This is a genomic window from Streptococcus mitis (genome assembly GCF_946190275.1).
Classification (GTDB): domain Bacteria; phylum Bacillota; class Bacilli; order Lactobacillales; family Streptococcaceae; genus Streptococcus; species Streptococcus mitis_DC.
Genome location: NZ_CAMHZQ010000022.1, coordinates 1 through 17865, shown reverse-complemented (window position 1 = coordinate 17865; position 17865 = coordinate 1). Strand labels below are relative to the sequence as shown.

Below are 17865 nucleotides of genomic sequence, written 5' to 3'. Positions count from 1 at the left end.
TTCCATTAGCCTTTTTTTATGATACAATATGGGTATGATTTTAATGAAATTAGCATCTATTTTATTATTGATACTGACTCTAGTAGTCTGCATTATCATAACCAAACTTTTTAGATTAAAAAAACTAGGACGAAACTTTGCGGATTTGGCTTTTCCAGTCTTGGTATTTGAATATTACATTATTACAGCTAAAACCTTTACCCATAATTTCCTCCCTAGACTGGGCCTAGCCCTCTCACTCCTAGCCATTATTCTCGTTTTTTTCTTTCTTTTGAAAAAACGTAGCTTTTACTATCCTAAATTCATCAAATTCTTCTGGCGTGCAGGATTTTTATTAACTCTTGTCATGTATATCGAGATGATTGTTGAATTGATGGCCCTCTAGCTGAATCTTATATGAGACATAAAAAATAAAGGATTTAACCCTTTTGACTTGGGTAAATCCTTTTTTCTTGTTTAAAAATCGTTTGAGCAGAGCGTTTCCAAGCGAGACTTCTCTTGTCTCGCTTGGGAACACTGCACAGAATAAATCTTATGAGAAAGTTACATTCCTCAAATCAATCTTATCCGATCCACTCACCGTTTTCATTTACTTGATAACCATCCGGAGTTACTGTATTGACAGCAAGGGATCCATTCGCATCAACATAATACCATTTGTCTCCAACTTGGAACCATTGACTTGTCTTCATCGAACCTGATGCATCAACATAGTACCACTTACCATCTTGATCCAAAATCCACTCATTAGATGACATAGCCCCTGATTGATTCAAGTAATACCATGCACCTGATTGATCTTTAATCCAGCCAGTTTCCATTTTTCCTGTTTGATCAAAGTAATACCAAGTATCTCCATCTTTGACCCAACCCTTAGCCAAGTCCCCATTTTGTTGACGATAATACCATTTACCATCTTCCTTGTTCCATCCAGGTTTTTTGCTTTCCTGAGTAGGAGCTTGTATAACAACGTTCGGAGTAACTGATAGATTATTTTTAAAATCTGAACTGTTACTTGTCACACCATTATTTGATGGATTTGGAATGACAATATTTGGATTCGGATTTGCTCCTGGTTTTTGTTCCGTAGGTTGACTGCTATCATTGTCTTGATGTCCACCCGCCTGTGTCTCAATGTTACTTGTTTTCTTCTTAGTACCTACCAACAGAATTCTATTTACAGGTTCTTCCAGAATCTCACGTGATTTTTCTTTATTCTTGCCATCAGTCGTTACTTCTGTATAGATACGTTCCTTACCAACTTTACCTTCTTGCAACAGGCGAACTTCTCCCTCAAACAGAGTATCGTCTTTTTGTTCAAGAGTTTGGAAGTTTAATTCTTTGTCTACCACTTCAAGACTAGGCAAGTCATATTGAGCAGGAGCTACAAGTTTTGCGTCTATCACTTTTTCCTTAGTCAATTTAATCCGGTATTCTTTGACATTCTTACCACTCTCTGACACCAGACGGACTAATACAGGAAGATTTTCATTTCCACTATCCACAATTGTAGATGTGACTTGATCTTTCCCTTCTACAGTGATTTTTGGACGTTCCCCTTTATAAATCAATTCATAGTCCAAACGATTTTCAGAGAAGTCAGGAAGCTCTTTACCATCTACTAAAATTCTTCCCTCTGTGCTCTCTTTTGCAAGCTCACTTGGTGCTCGGAAACTTAATTCAGTTAAAGCAACCCCATTTTTATCTGCTTTTCTATCCATGCGCCATCTCATAGCTTTGGTAGTCACAGGTTTAAATGTCACATTGATCTCGTCTCCAGCTTGAATTTCTTTGTCTGCGTAATAAGGAACAAGTTCCCAATTATCAGGGTTATTAAATGGGTGATTTGATTCGTAGCTGTAGTTTGAATAGTAAACCGGAACATCAAAGTCAGGACCGATGTATCGTTCCAATACAAGTTTAGCTGGGGCATCTGTTCCACTATCTGCAAAGAAGTTTAGTTTAGCTTGTGAAACCTTTCTATCCACAATTTTACCATTCTTTTTAAAGATAACACCAACTGATACTTCTGGATTAGCGGATGGATTAGCGGACCAGTTTGTCCAACGGTTATCTTGATTTCGGTCATTATCATTTAAATAGTCTACACGGTCGTTCGAATTATCATCCAAATCATTAGTAGCTGAAGCAAAAGCCTGACTATGAGTAGCAAGATAATCTGGATTATCAGAAAGTGATCTACCGACCTTGTCCGTTACTCGAACAGATAATTCTACTGGGACTTCACTACCAACTACATGGCCTTTAATTGTATATTCCCCAGCTTTGTTTAAAGTAGAAGCAGGGACTTTTTCCCATTCAACTGCCAAATCTTTTACGTCATAACCGCTCTTACCTGCGAAATAAACTGGAACCTTATTTGGCAATTCCAAAGGTTGACCTAACTGCAACAATTGAGACTGTTTTGCAGCAGCAATTGGTTTACGAGCCAACAAATCTTTATCTTTTGTAAAGTGAAGGTTGTATTCTCCAAGAATATCGCCATTTTCTGCTTTCACAATAACACGGACAGGATCTCCCTCTTTCACACTAGGAACCACTGTAGCAAGTCCATTATTTGTGATACTAGCTGTTACTTCTGGAATTTTTCCATCACTATAGTCTAAATAGTAATCTGTTAAGTCTGGATTAAAGTGAGGAAGATCTTTTCCAGCCACCTTAATGTTAGTAGTTGCCTCTTTAGCTGGTGCTACCTTTTTAGAGAAAACTTGTAATTCTGTAATTGATGTTCCAAGTTTATCATCAGCTCTTGTCATGCGAATACGTACCGCGTAGGTATCCACCTTGTCAAAACTGAAATGATTCATTTCTCCAGCTTTTAACTGATCTGGAGCCTTAAGATTTGTAACTGGTTTCCAATTTTTACTGTCATTGAATACGTGATTTTCACCCTCTACATAACCAGGATTCTTCGGTGCAGTTGGAGCTTTTTCACCAACATAATACTCAATGACGTAAGATTTTGGAGCACCTACACCACTATCTTCATAAAAGGCTACATTCAAGTTATCAACCGAACGTTTTGTCAAAATACCTGAATCTCCAAAGAGTACTCCTACTGAAGCTTCTTCAGAACGTTTCCAGTTTGACCAACGATTTGCAGGCTGATCACCGTAAGAAATCACTTTATCATTTACATTAGATACTGGGTCATAAGAATGAGAATCTGATGCAAAGGCAAGTGGTAATTCTGAACCTGTCCATTGATCTGAAATATTCTTCCCAATTTCTGTTTGACTCGATACACGAACATGTAATTTCGTTGTCAGTTGTGTTCCTTCTACATGGCCTGTTACAGTAAAGATTCCTTCTTTTGCATACTGGCTTGCATCAATAGTGTCCCAAGCCACCTTAGCTGAAGATACTTGGCCATTTGAATAATAAGTTCGGACACTTTCTGGCAAGGTTGGTGCCTCAGAAATTGGTGTTGTGATGCTCACATCTTCAACTTTTACAATTCCTTCTACTGATACTGTCGCACGCGCTTCTTGATTCAATCCTTCAACCTTACCAAGAACTTCAAAAGTATGATATTGATTTAATTTTTCAGATGGAATCGAATCCCAAACTACCTTATGAACTTTTGGAAATCCTTTATCGTACTCAACTGTTACTGTAGATGGAAGATTTGGTGTTTGGTGCAAATCTGTCACAAGGCTAACTGGGCGAATGGCCTGAACAACTTTATCTTCCGTATTTGCTGCGATCGTTAGAGGAAGTTCTCCTTTTGCACCTTCATATTGAGCTTGTAAAGTGAGACTACCCGGTTTATGCAACTCTAGCATTCCCTTATTAACAGAGACTCCTCCCTCGCCTTGGCTTGAGAAAGTCACCTTATCAGTTGGTAAAATAGCTTCAGTTCCATCCTGATAACGGGCTAAAACTGTCACTTTAACAGTTTGATCTTCTTTGAGGCTAGATGCTTGATCCACTCTGAGACTCAAGCTTTCAATTTGTGGAGAATCAACAAGGAACTGAACCGCATAAGTTTGTAATTGTCCACCATCTTTAGGTTGAACATAGATACTAGCACGCATTCCATTTGACTCATTTGCCTGAACGACCTTCACATCAGCATTTTCAGCACTAGCACTGACTTCTGGAATTTTTGCACCATAAGAAAGTTTGTGATAATGGACAGGATGTTCATTTGAAAGTTCCGTAACACTTTCACCACCTACTGCTATAGTTGGTGTAACTTGAGCCAATTCCTTACCATCATCAACTATTAAAGTAGCGTGGATGGTTCTATCTCCCAATTGGCTAGTCATCTGGATATGTGCCCCTGGAGTAGACAACTTCTCTTGATCTTCTGGTGAAATTTCCCAATTTTCAACTTCATAATTGTGAATACGGCCATCTGTTGAAACAAGTGAAACAAGTTTATCCACAGAGCTCAAGTCTGTTCCAGGTGCCATGCGTTTAACAGCTGGAAGTTCATTTGCAATTGTAAGAACTTCAACACGAGCCTCAACTTCACGCCCATCAGACATACCTTTTACAGTTACAATTCCAGCTTGACTGACATCTACTTGAGACCAGGTTACAGGACGTTTTTCACGACTACCATCACTATATACAAATGGCACTGTCTGAGGCATTTTAAGTTTTTGACCTAAAACTGTCCGGACTTTTGGTATTTCTGTGCCTAAAACAGTTTTTTCTGACTGGTCTGACTTACCTGTAAAAACTGTAACTTGATCTGATTTCAACAATCCCGAATATGCTGTAAGGGTAAATTTACCTGCTTGATCAGTCGATTTAACAATCGCTACCCCTTTACCATTAAAGGCTCTACGAATCCAAGAACCATCTGCTTGTTCTTTATAACGTTCACGACTAGCTTGCTCACCATTATCCACACCAACCAGTTGACCTTGTCCATGAAGTTGGAAGTGAACTAGATTGTTAGCAGTTGGCACAACATTGCCCTTACTATCTACAATTTCATAATAGATATAAGTCAAATCTTTTCCATCTGCAGCGATAGCGTTCTCTTCCTTAACCAGACGAACACCAGCAGGCTCACCAGCAGTCACTATCTTATCTCGAGCAATTTCCTTACCAGACTCATCTCGAGCAACTGCTTCTAAAGTTCCTGGTTTATAAGCAACTTTCCATTCCAAATATAGTTCGTTAGGATTTTCACCTTCTTGGTATGTACGACCATCACTAGTTTGTTTTTTGTTGAATTTTTTAAGACCTAGTGACTCATTATTTAAGAACAACTCAACACTAGCAGCATTGGAATAGGCTCTAACCGGGATTCGATTTTCAGCATCTGCAACATTGTCTGCCAATTCAGTCTTTTCCCAGTTCCAGTGAGGAAGTAAATGAACCATTGGTTTTTTCTTAGCAGAAACCCACTGACTTTGGTAGAGATAATAGTCATTTTTTGGAATACCTGCGGTGTCTACAATACCAAAGTAAGAGCTTTTTACAGGTGTACTATTTTGATTGTGCCATGGAGTTGGTTCTCCAATATAATCTGTACCTGTCCAAATGAATTGTCCAGCATATCCTGGATGATCTCTATCGAAAGTCCATGATGCTGTAGCAGTTTTACCCCAACCAACACGATCATTACCATAATCTGATTGTTCGTAATTACGCCAGTATTGATTACTTCCTACCCACTCACTCTCTGGATGGAAATAACTTCCTCTTGTACGAGTTGCTGAAGATGTTTCTGAACCATAAATGAGCCATTTAGGATGTTTCGCATGAAGAGTTTGATAATTTTCTTCAGAGTAATTCAATCCAACTGCATCTAGTTCATCTGCGATCTTTTCATGATCTCCAGTTCCATCTCCGAAACGGAATTTATCAGCTCCCATGGTTACATAACGTGTATTATCGACAGATTTAATCACTTTCACCAAGCGTTTGACAGTTGCAAGAGAATGGGCTTTCCCATCTGCTTCACCGATTTCATTACCAATAGACCACATGACAACAGCAGGATTGTTTTTATCTCTTTCTACCATTGTTCGAAGATCGTAGTCGGACCATTTTTCACCTTTTCTTGCTTCAGGGTGGGTAGCATCTTTTTCAAAGAAACGACCATAGTCGTATGGTTTCTTACCTCCATACCAAGTATCAAAAGCTTCTTCTTGAACAAGCAAACCGAGCTCAGCTGCAATCTGCAAGGTCTGAGGACTTGCTGGGTTGTGAGTCGTACGAATCGAATTCACTCCCATTTCCTTCATTTGTTTCAGACGACGATATTCTGCCTTATAGTTTTCTTCTGCTCCTAGCGCTCCATGATCATGGTGCAATGAAACACCGTGGAACTTGATGTGTTCACCATTTAAAGAGAACCCTTGGTCTGGAGTCCAGTTATAGTAGCGATAACCAAATAAATCTTTCTTTGCATCTACAAGCTGACCATCTTTGTAAACACGAGTTACCATCTCATATAAAGCAGGTTTGTCAGATGACACCGTCCACAATTTTGGTTTTTCAACCTCTAATGCTGAATCCAAATGAATGATTTCCTTAGCTTTTAGAGTTTTACTCTCAGTTCGAACAAGTTCTGTAACTGCCTTACCACCTCGTTCAAAAATTTGATACTCTGCTACAATTTCATGGTCTTTATTATCTGTATTAACAATTGTACTGCTTACTTGGGTTTCAACTTTTCCTCCTTGTTGACTTTCTAGTTTTGGAGTTAAAATAGTTGTTCCATTTTTTTCAACATGAATCTTATCTGTTACCTGCAATGATACGTCTCGATAAATACCACTTCCTGAATACCATCTACTACTTGGTTGCTTATTAACTGCATGAACAGAAATGACATTTTCTCGCCCATCTTTATGGAGATAGTTACTAATATCATATGAAAATTGATTGTAACCATTTGGATAGTGACCAACTAGTTGGCCATTGACGAATACTTGTGAATCCATGTAAACACCATCAAAGGTTACACGAACATCTTTATTCAAGTCTTTTTCGTCTAACTTAAAGGTTTTCCGATACCAGCCATCTCCACCATTCAATTGACCGCCTTCGTTTTGAGCTGGTGAATCATGGTCAAAATCAAAATGAATACTCCAGTCATGAGGAAGATCCATTTTTTTCCATGAAGAAATATCTGCGTCTGGTTTTACAGCTTCCTTTGCATTGGCATTTAGTTTAAAGTGCCAATTCTGGTTGAAGGAAATGTTTCTATCTTCAATTAACTTATCAACTACTTCATTCGTAGCAGATTTGAATTCTTGCTTATCTTTTGAAACAGAACGATCTTGTGATTCTTCTTTACTTGTTTCTTCAGATTTCTTCTTATCCTCAGATTTATTTTTATCTTCAGATTTATCCGTTACCTCAGTCTTATTTGTTTCTTCAAGCTTATTGCTATCCTCAGGCTTGTTCCTTTCTTCTGTTTTGTTTTCGACTTCAGCTTTACCTTCTACTAAAGGAACTGATTGAGTATTAGCAACTGAAACTAAAGGTTGATCTGCATGAGGTTTTACTACAGCATCACTACCATCCACATTTTCCTTTAAAGATACATTTTCAGCTTTATGTTCACTTGAGAGTCCAGTAGTTTTCAGATTTTCAGACTGGTGCTCAGTCCTATTTGTTGACACAATTTCTGCAGCATTTTCGTTGGCATATACCGAAGAAGATAGATTAACGCTTGCCCCTAATAATAGAGCACATGTCCCTATAAGCACCGACTGAAAATTTTCGAATACTATACACTCTTTTTTTGTTCCAATTACCTTTTTGCATGTAATCCTCCTTTTAGTAACCGCTTTCATTTTATCTGAGAGCAATCTACTTATTATAATTATCTTATAATACGATTTTATAACCAATAAAAAATTTGTCAACCTTATACGTATAAAAACAATAGTTTTGATTGTTTTTTATAAAAATTGGAGAGTTTTTAAAAAGTATTGAAGTAGAATTCATTATAATAAAAATGATATCCGATTTTCTTTAAAATTTTAAGACGGAATAGTTTTTTATTATCCCAGACAGAAAAAATCTTTCTTAAAGATTTAAACATACAAAAAGAGCAAACGAATATTTCAGTTTTTTCCTGATTTCGTTCACTCTTAATTCTTAGTTCGGTTTATTAATATTAGTTAAATTTATCCTATTCCTAAATGTTAATATCCAGCTATATTATGTCACATCGCTATTTGAAAAATCTTATTTTCCTTCTTTATCAGGAAAGATAAATCCAATACCAATGCAAGCTAGTACGCCCGCTCCAATTACCAAGCCACTTGAAATTGGTAAAAGGTCCAAAATTGCATTGGCAATAATAAAGGCAATAATCAAACACATCAGACTAGCCTTGTAGTCTTTTTTCAAAAGATTCTCTAGAGTGAAAAAGAGGAACAAGCCTACCGGAATCAATGACCAGAGGTTAATGTCCAAACTTGGCCAGCCAACAGAACCAAAATACACTACTGTCGCTGCTGCTACTAAAAATACAATCCCCAATAATTTTTTCATTTTTTATCTCCAATTTCTTTTTTAGGAACTTGAGTTATCTGATAGTGACGCCTCACGTCCCTTACACAAATCATTATAGCAGAGGTAAGTTTCAAGAACAAGTTCGTTTGCCTATCTGGTCTCTATATCGGTCTAAGTGGTCTGATTTTCTTTAAAAAGAAAAAGAAGCCTGATGAGACTTCTTCACTTTGCCGATTGCAGGGATTGAACCTGTGACCTAGGCTTTACGAGTGCCTTGCTCTACCAACTGAGCTAAATCGGCTATTACACTTACAGTATAGCACTCTGAGAATAGATGTCAAGGAATTTTCATCTCTATTAGAAAAAGCCTGTCCTGAGACAAGGCTTTGAGTTTCTTCATCTTAGGATCCAGCACTTTCATAAGAATCCAAGCCCCTGTCCCAGAGTTTAAGGGAAATACTAAAAAAGACAAGGGAAATCAAAATCAAACCTCCGATGTTAAAGATTACATCCTTGTCCTGCAAGAAATAGCTGGCAGGATAGTAAGCCGTAAAGGCAAAAGGCACGATAAAGCTAATCAACCAACGAAGAAATGAATTGTAAATGGAAATTGGGTACTTGGCAAAGTCATTGAACATATAGAAGATGTAAATCATGGCGCCTGACTGCTTGGTCCAAAAAGCAATGCTGGCTGTCGCGATTTTCAAGGAAGTATAAATCAAGGTCGCAAAAGGAATACAAACTAGGAAAAGCAGGAATTTTGGAAGAGTCCAATCAATGCTAGTCACTGTTGTTCCCAGTAGGATACCACCGACCAAGAGCTCGCCCAAGGCATCAATCTGAAAGGTCTCAACTAGGATGTGAAAGAGAGGATTGATAGGACGTGTCAGATACTTGTCAAACTCCCCTTTTCGCACCAAACGCTGTCCCAGAGCCCAGAGATTATCAAAAAAGAGATGGTCCAATCCCTTGGGAATCAAGGAAAAACCATATATAAAGGCGATTTCTTGAAAGCTCCAACCTTCTAGGGATGGGATGTGTTGAAAGATGACATTGAGAAACAAGAGATTCAAGCCTTGAGTCAAAAAAACTCCCAGCACACCAACTACAAAATCCACCTTGTATTCCATGATTTGCTTGATATATTGTCTGATAAAAATCAGATGCATACGCTGATATTTTTTCATACTAACCTCCTTGAATGGTGATAAATGACTGGACTCGTTTCCAAATCAACTGAGACAAGCCCACCATCACTAAGAGCCAGAAAAACTGCAAAGCGAGCGCCTGAAGCATCTGACTGGCATCGTATTTCCCAACGATAATCATGACCGGAGTGTAAATCAAGGATGAAAAAGGCAGGAAGGACAGAATATCTGAAACGATCTTTGGAAAGAAAGCCAAGGGAATCAAACTTCCAGACATAAAAGCCACTATGGAAGTCTTGAGTAGGTTGGAACCCCAAAGATTTTTAAACACAAAGGCAGAAAATCCGAAGCAAATATTAAAGAAAAAGTTAATCAGATAGGCCAGCGTTAAGCTAAAAAGATAAAGGACAGTTAATCCCAGCACTTCTACAACACCTTGCCCAGACATGATTTTCATTAAGACAATGACACTTAAAAATGGAAGGCCAACGCTAATAAAAATCAACCACTTGGAACCAAGTTCAGTGAAAAGATAAGAGGCAGCAAAATGCACTGGTCTCAACAAGCGCATGATAATGGAACCATCCTTGACCTCCTCCCCAATCATAAAGGACGAATCGGACCTAGTTAGAAGATTTGTCACAAAACTCATGATGATGTAGAGGGTGATATCCGCCATACTGAAACCCTGAATTAAAGACTCTTGCGAAGAATCAAAGACAGCCTTCCAGAGATAAAAGGCCACAAAAGCACCCATAACATCCCCGATCCGATAGAGAATAAAGTTGACTCGATAGGTGATCAATTCCTGAACACCTGCATTGATAAAGGGTTTATAACGTCTCCACAATTTGATCATCTTAGAGCTCCTTTCGGTAGAAGCGACGGATAATATCCTCAATATCCGTATCCACCATCTTCAAATCACGGATTTCAAAATCAGACAGGGTTTGCTTGATAATATCAGCCGACTGGTAGCGCGAACTATCAAATTCAATATTGAGGCTATTCCCCTGTCTATCAATGGTCATATCCGAAAAGCCTTCATAATGAGAAACGAGATGACTTTGACCTGGTAGCAGTTCAAATGAGAGCGTCTTCATCTTGCCAAAGGTTTCCTTGAGTTGGCTCACCGTTCCATCAAAAATCTCCTGCCCTTTGTCTATCATAAAAATCCGATCACAAAGTTGCTCAATGTCGCTCAGGTCGTGAGTGGTCAAGAGAATGGTCGTTTCTTCCTCCTGATTAATCTGGGTAATAGCCCGACGAATGTTATCCTTGACCGAAACGTCCAAACCAATGGTCGGCTCATCTAAAAAGAGAACTTTGGGATTGTGAAGCAAAGAAGCTGCAATATCCGCCCGCATCCTTTGTCCCAGTGAAAGAGTTCGTACGGGATCCTTGATAAAGTCCTTCAAATCCAAGACTTCATTCAAAAAGTCCATGCGCTTATGGAAGAGCGAGTCTGGTACATCGTAAATCTCTTTCAAGACCGTGTAGGTCTCTTGCAGGGCCAAATCCCACCATAGCTGGGTGCGTTGTCCAAAGACTACGCCAATATCCTTGACATAATCTTGGCGATTGTCCTGAGGAATCTTGCCGTTAATCCGACAAAAACCAGATGTCGGCTTTAAAATCCCTGTCAACATTTTAATGGTTGTCGACTTCCCAGCACCATTTGCCCCAATAAAACCTAAAATCTGCCCCTTTGGGACCTCAAAGGTCAAATCCTTGACCGCTTCAAAGGTCTGCTTTTCAGGATGAATAAAGGAACGCAAAGCCCCCTTCAAGCCCGGTTCCTTAACAGTCTTCACAAAATTTTTCTGAAGATGTTCCACTTCTATCATTGCCATATCTATCTCCCTATCGCAAGGAATAGCAACATTGTATTTTTGACTACAAATATTCTAAATCCTTACTTTCTACACCTTCTACATTTTATTGCTACAGAAGGCTTTATACCAACCTATTATAGTCCAATAAAAACTAGAATGCAAGCGTTTGCTTAAAATTTGTGAAATTGAAAATTTTTCTCTTAAAGTGGTATTTTTATACTCAATGAAAATCAAAGAGCAAACTAGGAAGCTAGCCGTAGGTTGCTCAAAACACTGTGTTTTGAGGTTGTAGATGGAACTGACGTAGTCAGCTCAAAACACTGTTTTGAGGTTGTGGATAGAACTGACGAAGTCAGCTCAAAACACTGTTTTGAGGTTGTGGATAGAACTGACGAAGTCAGTAACCATACCTACGGCAAGGCGAAGCTGACGTGGTTTGAAGAGATTTTTGAAGAGTATTAGTTCAAAATTCTGGTTTAATAGTCTCCTTAAAACACCAAAAAACCCACCCAATGGGCAGGTTTCATCTGTATTATTCAGCTAGATTAAGCTTTACCTTCTGAACCGAATACGTCGATACGTTCTTCAACTGATGCTTGGATAGCTTTTACACCGTCAGCCAAGAATTTACGTGGGTCGAAGAGTTTTTTCTTGTCGTATTCTGCTTCGTTTGCTTCGTAGTCACGAGCAAATTTACGAGTTGCGTTAGCGAATGCGATTTGGCATTCAGTGTTAACGTTAACTTTGGCAACACCAAGTTTGATAGCTGCTTGGATTTGCTCATCAGGAATACCTGATCCACCGTGCAATACGATTGGGAATCCTGGAACAGCTTCAGTCAATTTTTGCAAGTGATCAAGGTGAAGACCTTTCCAGTTTTCTGGGTAAGGACCGTGGATGTTACCGATACCAGCTGCCAAGAAATCGATACCAGTTTCAACCATTGCTTTAGCGTCTTCGATTGGAGCCAATTCACCATCACCGATGATTCCGTCTTCTTCACCACCGATAGTACCAACTTCAGCTTCCACTGATACACCATTTGCATGAGCAAATTCTACAACTTTACGAGCTTTTTCAAGGTTTTCTTCAACTGGAAGGTGTGAACCATCAAACATAACTGAAGTATAACCAACTCGGATACACTCAAGTGCATCTTCGTAGTGACCGTGGTCAAGGTGGATAGCTACTGGTACAGTGATACCCATTGATTCAACAAGGTTAGCGATCAAGTTGCGAGCAACTTTGTAACCACCCATGTATTTAGCAGCACCCATTGAAGTTTGGATCAAAACTGGAGCTTTTTTAGCTTCTGCTGCGCGCAAGATAGCTTGAGTCCACTCAAGGTTGTTTGTGTTAAATCCACCAACTGCATAACCGTTGTCACGAGCTGCTTGGACAAATTTTTCTGCTGAAACGATTGCCATTTTATCAGGCCTCCTGTATATTTTTATGGGTCATCCCATTTACATTGTTCATTTTATCACTTTTTGACAAAAAAATCTAGTTTTTCTCGCAGTTTCGATTGAATTTCTTCTATCTTCATCTATGTAAACCCTTTCTCTCCCTAGTCTTGGACAATTTTTGGAAAAGCTATGAAGAAGGTCAAACGATTCTCCTCCATCTCAAAACGATAAGGCAATTTTTCATGTTCCAATAGACTCTTAACCACAAAGAGCCCCATCCCAGAACCCTTGGCCTTGCGACTAGCATTGTTAGAAAAAGACTGGGCTAGTTTTTCTTGTTCTTCTGGACTGCAGCTATTTTCTATAAAAAGTTCCCCTTCTCTTTCTCCAATGCGAACCAAGCCACCTGGAACAGAGTGCTTGATGGCGTTGCTGATGAGATTAGACAGGATCAATTTCATCACAGATGGATTTAGATAAGCCTGCTGATGGGACAAGCTATTATCAATCTGAAGCTCTCTTTCCTTGGCTAGCAAGGCATAATCCTTGACTAGACTTTGCGTCATCTGGTGTAGGTCAATTTTTCCCCTATCATCTCGTAATTCCTGTACAGACGAGAGAGAAAGTATCTGGAGAACGTGGTGATTGAGCTCATCAACAATTCCTAAGGCTACTCCCAGATAGCGGTCTCTATCCTTATAACGACCGATATTCTCTTTCATATTTTCGATTAGGATTTTCAAACTAGCCAGCGGTGTTTTCAATTCATGAGAAGCCCCTCGTAGGAATTCGACCTTCATCTTCTCCAGCTGGAGAATGGCTTCATTCTTGTCATGCAAGTCTGCAATAACAGTCAAAAGATGCTGGTAGAGGCTATTGATTTGTTCCTTGAGATCACCTATCTCATCCTTGGAATCCACGCGCAATCGCACTTGGGCATCCAAATCCATCATCTGTCGGGTCACCCGCTTGATTTCCAAAATCGGGGCAACAATGGTCCGAGCATAGATGTAAGCCACCAAAAGTGAAATCAGAAAGGACGCCAGTAAGGTATAGGGAAGAAATTGAAGACTGATTTGCTCTGCTTCCTTTTGCAAATCCATGGAAGCTAGAAACTGGAGAGTCATGGTGCCACCGTCTTGCGTTTTCACCTCCCGTTCCTCAATAAAAAGCGAGGTAGTCTGGCGGTCTGTGTCCAGAGGAAGACTGTCCTTGACCTCCAACTTGTCCTCGGTCATCTCTCCCTTGACCGCCCCCTTGATATCACTAGTTTGGGAATACAAGTCTAACACTTGCTCGATACTCTGCCTGTCTTTCCCTTCTAGGGACTGGGCAATGGCTGTTGCCTTCTGACCAATGGTTTCCTGACGATGACTCAGATAAGTCGAAGGAAAAAGAAAATAAATAGCTAAATGAAGGCAGATAACCAGAACACTAAAAATCGAGAAGGTATAGATAAATATCTTTGTAAATAAACCTGTTCGTTTCATTTTCGCTCCAATTTATAACCAACATTACGCACAGTGAGGATGCAGTCCAAGTCTAACTTTTTCCGCAATTCCTTGATATAGACATCAATGACACGGTCAAAGGGAACCTCATCTGTCGCTTTCCAAACGGCATCGATTATCTGAGATCGAGTCAAGGCCCTTCCTTCATTTTTAACCAAATAATCAAGAATTTCCAACTCTTTGGCATTGATGGCCACTTCTTGACCTGCTAGACTGGCACTGTAGCTCTCAAAATCCACCCTGGCATCTTTATAGGAGAAGATTCGTCCCGTATCGTAGTAGCGCTTGAAAATCGCGTCCACCCTCACTTTTAAGAGGGAGAGGGAGAAAGGTTTTTCCAGATAGCCATCTGCCAGAGAGGCAAAGGCACTCATCTTGTATTCTTCATCCTGAAAGGCGGTCAGCATCAAGACAGGGACCTGGCTGGTTTTACGAATCTCAGCTAGGACTTCTAGGCCATTGAGCTTGGGCATCTGGATATCCAGTAAAACCAAGGCTACTTCATAGCTGGAAAATTGCTCCAAGGCTTCTTGTCCGTCCGCCGCCTCAATGGTTTCATAACCACAATCCGTCAAATAATCACTGACCCCCTCACGGATCATCTCTTCATCTTCTACAATTAAAATTTTCATACTTTAACTGCTCTCTATTTTTTATTTTTCTTACACTCAATGAAAATCAAAAAGCAAACTAGGAAGCTAGCCGCAGGTTGCTCAAAGCACTGCTTTGAGGTTGTAGATAGAACTGACAAAGTCAGCTCAAAACACGGTTTTGAGGTTGTGGATAAGACTGACGAAGTCAGTTACCTATACCTATGATATATACGGCAAGGCGACGCTGACGTGGTTTGAAGAGATTTTCGAAGAGTATTAGAATAAATACCTACTCTATTTTCTATTATAGCCTCTTACTGGCCTTTTGTCTGTAAGCAACTGACCACTAGATAAAACAAAGAGAGCCTATCGCTCTCTCTGCTCACATTTCACTCCCTGTGGAATGAACGTTATTTGGTTGCTTTTGAAAATGTTACAACGTAGTTATAATCTTTCCCATTAGCTTGATAGACATAGTCCTCTTTGAAAGTATAGCCGCGTTTGCTTAACTCTTCTTTCTTAGCATCAACTTGGCTCTTGACAGCTGCTTTGACCTGTTCATTTGTTGAACCTTCCGCGATTTCAAGAGAAGTTCCATTGATATCTCCTAGGAAACCTGCAATATCTTTCATTTGATCAAAGTTATAAAAAACATTGACTTTGACCTTTTGAGGAGCTGGCTGTTCTAGACTTCTACGATTTCTGCTAGCGCGTGGTTGAACTGCTGGAGCCATTCTGAACCCTGAAGTTCCTGTAGTCTCCTTAGTGAATGTAACGACGTAGTTATAATTTTTCACAGTAGTATCTTGTTCAAAAATAATGTCATTTTTCACATGATACCCTCTAGTAGCTAGGTCTTTTATCTTGGCTTGAATTTTTTCTTTTACTAATTCTTTTGCCTGTGCTTCACTCGTTCCAGCAGGAATTGTGACAGTGTTATTTTCTCCCGGATCAGATAGGAAGCCATGAATATCTGGCATTCCAGCGAAGTTATAGCTAATATTTACAGTTCCATCTGGTTCTGATGTTGAACGTGCCACTCTTCTTGCTCTTGCTTGAACTGATGGAGCATTTCTAAAACTTGAACCTCTTTCTGAAGTTGAAGAAGGTTGTGTTGGAGATGCTACTGCTGATCTGGAAGTCCCACTTGCACCATGACCAATCGCTGTGCTTCCATTGTCAATAGTAGTTCCACCAGGACCATTATTGGTCAAGCCTTCTCTACCATAATTCGGACTTGAAACTTCTTCACCTGGAACATCCAATGCATTGATTTCATTTTGATATTTTTCTGTAACAGTAGCTACTTCTTCATCGTCTTTTGCTTTGTTAATTTCTTCTATCGCTTTATCTTGTAACGCCTTTAATGCTTCTTTTAATCTTGCCTTTTCATCTGCATCAGTAACTTTTTCAATCGCATCTGCTTTTATTTTAACAACTTCACCGATATTATCATCTACGCTCTCCTTTTTAGCTGACTTCAAGGCTTCTTCCTTCTTAAGTTCTTCTTCTGATTTTGGCTCTGAAGTTGATGCTTCTGGAGTCGGAGTTGATGTTGCTGCAGTCCCTGAATCATTTGTAGCTTCAGCAGATGGAGTATTGGAAGATTCTGATGTTGTTTCAGATTTACCTGATTCTCCAGCTGGCTGTGTAGCAGAATTAGACTCGCCTGATGTGACCGGTGCTTCTTCACTTGGGGTTACCGGTGACGATGTTGAATCACTTGGTTGGGTAGCTGTTGAATCACCTGTAGGAATTGTAGATGGTGTTCCTGACTCGTCTGAATGATTGCCTGTTGATGGAGATTCAACCGAAGAAGCTGATTCATCGTCTTTCGGTGCTGGAGCCATTGGTTCTTCTGCTTTTGGCGCTGGAGTCACTGGTTCCTCTACTTTTGGCGCTGGAGTCGCTGCTTCTTCTGCTTTTGGCGCTGGAGTCGCTGGCTCCTCCACTTTTGGTGCTGGAGTCGCTGCTTCTTCTGCTTTTGGTGCTGAAGACGCTAGTTCTTCTGCTTTTGGCGCTGGAGTCACTGGTTCTTCCACTTTTGGCGTTGTTGCCACTGGCTCCTCTGCTTTCGGTGCGTGTGTTACAGGTTCCTCTGATTTTGGTGCTGAAGACGCTGGTTCTTCTGCTTTTGGTACTGAGGTCGCTGGTGATTCAGAACTTGAATTTGAAGCTACAGGTTGTTCTGTAGTCCCTGTGTTTGAAGGGGCATTGTCTGTTACTGGACTTGATTCTGCTGCATTCCCTGATTCATTTGTAGCTTCCGCAGATGGAGTATTGGAAGGTTCTGACGGTGTTTCAGATTTACCTGATTCTCCAGCTGGCTGTTCAGTGGAATCGGGCTCGCCTGAAGCGACCGGTGTTTCTTCACTTGGGGTTCCCGGTGCTGGAGTCGCTGGCTCTTCCGCTTTTGGCGTTGTGACTGCCGCTGGTTCTTCCGCTTTTGGTGTTGTGCCTGCTACTGGTTCTTCCGCTTTCGGTGTTGTGCCTGCTGCTGGCTCTTCTGCTTTCGGCGTTGTAGCCGCTGCTGGGTCTTCTGCTTTTGGCGTTGTAGCCGCTGCTGGGTCTGCTGCTTTCGGTGTTGTGCCTGCTGCTGGCTCTTCTGCTTTTGGTGTTGTGCCTGCTGCTGGCTCTTCTGCTTTCGGCGTTGTGCCTGCTGCTGGCTCGTCTGCTTTCGGTGTTGTGCCTGCTGGCTCGTCCGCTTTTGGCGTTGTGCCTGCTGCCGGTTCTTCCGCTTTCGGTGCTGAGGCCGCTGGCTCGTCTGCTTTTGGTGTTGTGCCTGCCGCTGGTTCTTCTGCTTTCGGTGTTGTGCCTGCTGCTGGCTCTTCTGCTTTCGGCGTTGTAGCCGCTGCTGGGTCTGCTGCTTTCGGTGTTGTGCCTGCTGCTGGCTCTTCTGCTTTTGGTGTTGTGCC

At 40.5% G+C, this 17865-nt stretch carries 11 protein-coding genes and 1 tRNA gene; 1 reads left to right on the top strand and 11 read right to left on the bottom strand.

What is annotated here, in order from left to right:
* The first annotated feature begins 28 nt into the window (after window positions 1-28).
* Window positions 29-385, top strand: a complete 357-nt coding sequence (locus N8M20_RS09295; RefSeq protein WP_261080397.1) for a DUF3397 domain-containing protein — start codon at window positions 29-31, stop codon at window positions 383-385.
* Window positions 386-563: 178 nt separating this feature from the next.
* Here the strand turns inward: N8M20_RS09295 and bgaA are convergent, their stop codons facing one another.
* The 11 genes from bgaA to N8M20_RS09240 all read right to left on the bottom strand — a co-directional run.
* Window positions 564-7520 carry an LPXTG-anchored adhesin/beta-galactosidase BgaA gene (gene bgaA, locus N8M20_RS09290; RefSeq protein ID WP_419991755.1) on the bottom strand — a complete coding sequence of 2319 codons (6957 nt, stop codon included), beginning with the start codon at window positions 7518-7520 and terminating at the stop codon, window positions 564-566.
* A gap of 139 nt (window positions 7521-7659) precedes the next feature.
* Window positions 7660-7761, bottom strand: coding sequence for a YSIRK-type signal peptide-containing protein (locus tag N8M20_RS09285; RefSeq protein WP_261080395.1), 102 nt, complete (start codon window positions 7759-7761; stop codon window positions 7660-7662).
* 426 nt (window positions 7762-8187) lie between these two features.
* Window positions 8188-8496, bottom strand: a complete 309-nt coding sequence (locus N8M20_RS09280; protein ID WP_261080394.1) for a hypothetical protein — start codon at window positions 8494-8496, stop codon at window positions 8188-8190.
* Between the two features lie 189 nt (window positions 8497-8685).
* A tRNA-Thr gene (locus N8M20_RS09275) sits at window positions 8686-8758 on the bottom strand.
* Between the two features lie 100 nt (window positions 8759-8858).
* On the bottom strand, window positions 8859-9644 hold the full coding sequence (locus tag N8M20_RS09270) for an ABC transporter permease (protein ID WP_261080393.1): 786 nt from the start codon (window positions 9642-9644) through the stop codon (window positions 8859-8861).
* 1 nt (window position 9645) lies between these two features.
* Window positions 9646-10464 carry an ABC transporter permease gene (locus N8M20_RS09265; protein WP_261080392.1) on the bottom strand — a complete coding sequence of 273 codons (819 nt, stop codon included), beginning with the start codon at window positions 10462-10464 and terminating at the stop codon, window positions 9646-9648.
* Window position 10465: 1 nt separating this feature from the next.
* Window positions 10466-11458 carry an ABC transporter ATP-binding protein gene (locus tag N8M20_RS09260; protein ID WP_001240792.1) on the bottom strand — a complete coding sequence of 331 codons (993 nt, stop codon included), beginning with the start codon at window positions 11456-11458 and terminating at the stop codon, window positions 10466-10468.
* Window positions 11459-11985: 527 nt separating this feature from the next.
* Complete coding sequence (locus N8M20_RS09255; protein ID WP_001019006.1) at window positions 11986-12867, bottom strand: class II fructose-bisphosphate aldolase; 882 nt, start codon at window positions 12865-12867, stop codon at window positions 11986-11988.
* 140 nt (window positions 12868-13007) lie between these two features.
* Window positions 13008-14336, bottom strand: coding sequence for a sensor histidine kinase VncS (gene vncS, locus N8M20_RS09250; RefSeq protein WP_261080391.1), 1329 nt, complete (start codon window positions 14334-14336; stop codon window positions 13008-13010).
* Window positions 14333-14989 carry a response regulator transcription factor VncR gene (gene vncR / locus N8M20_RS09245; RefSeq protein ID WP_261080390.1) on the bottom strand — a complete coding sequence of 219 codons (657 nt, stop codon included), beginning with the start codon at window positions 14987-14989 and terminating at the stop codon, window positions 14333-14335. Before vncR ends, vncS begins: the two co-directional genes overlap by 4 nt.
* A gap of 371 nt (window positions 14990-15360) precedes the next feature.
* Window positions 15361-17865 (bottom strand): DUF1542 domain-containing protein (locus N8M20_RS09240; RefSeq protein WP_261080389.1); only part of this gene is annotated, 2505 nt, incomplete at its 5' end.

Bases quoted from the DNA above. Each gene is read 5' to 3' on its own strand.
- N8M20_RS09295 (WP_261080397.1), top strand. From the start codon at position 29: ATGGGTATGATTTTAATGAAATTAGCATCTATTTTATTATTGATACTG.
- N8M20_RS09285 (WP_261080395.1), bottom strand. From the start codon at position 7,761: ATGCAAAAAGGTAATTGGAACAAAAAAAGAGTGTATAGTATTCGAAAA.
- N8M20_RS09280 (WP_261080394.1), bottom strand. From the start codon at position 8,496: ATGAAAAAATTATTGGGGATTGTATTTTTAGTAGCAGCAGCGACAGTA.
- N8M20_RS09270 (WP_261080393.1), bottom strand. From the start codon at position 9,644: ATGAAAAAATATCAGCGTATGCATCTGATTTTTATCAGACAATATATC.
- N8M20_RS09265 (WP_261080392.1), bottom strand. From the start codon at position 10,464: ATGATCAAATTGTGGAGACGTTATAAACCCTTTATCAATGCAGGTGTT.
- N8M20_RS09260 (WP_001240792.1), bottom strand. From the start codon at position 11,458: ATGGCAATGATAGAAGTGGAACATCTTCAGAAAAATTTTGTGAAGACT.
- N8M20_RS09255 (WP_001019006.1), bottom strand. From the start codon at position 12,867: ATGGCAATCGTTTCAGCAGAAAAATTTGTCCAAGCAGCTCGTGACAAC.
- vncS (WP_261080391.1), bottom strand. From the start codon at position 14,336: ATGAAACGAACAGGTTTATTTACAAAGATATTTATCTATACCTTCTCG.
- vncR (WP_261080390.1), bottom strand. From the start codon at position 14,989: ATGAAAATTTTAATTGTAGAAGATGAAGAGATGATCCGTGAGGGGGTC.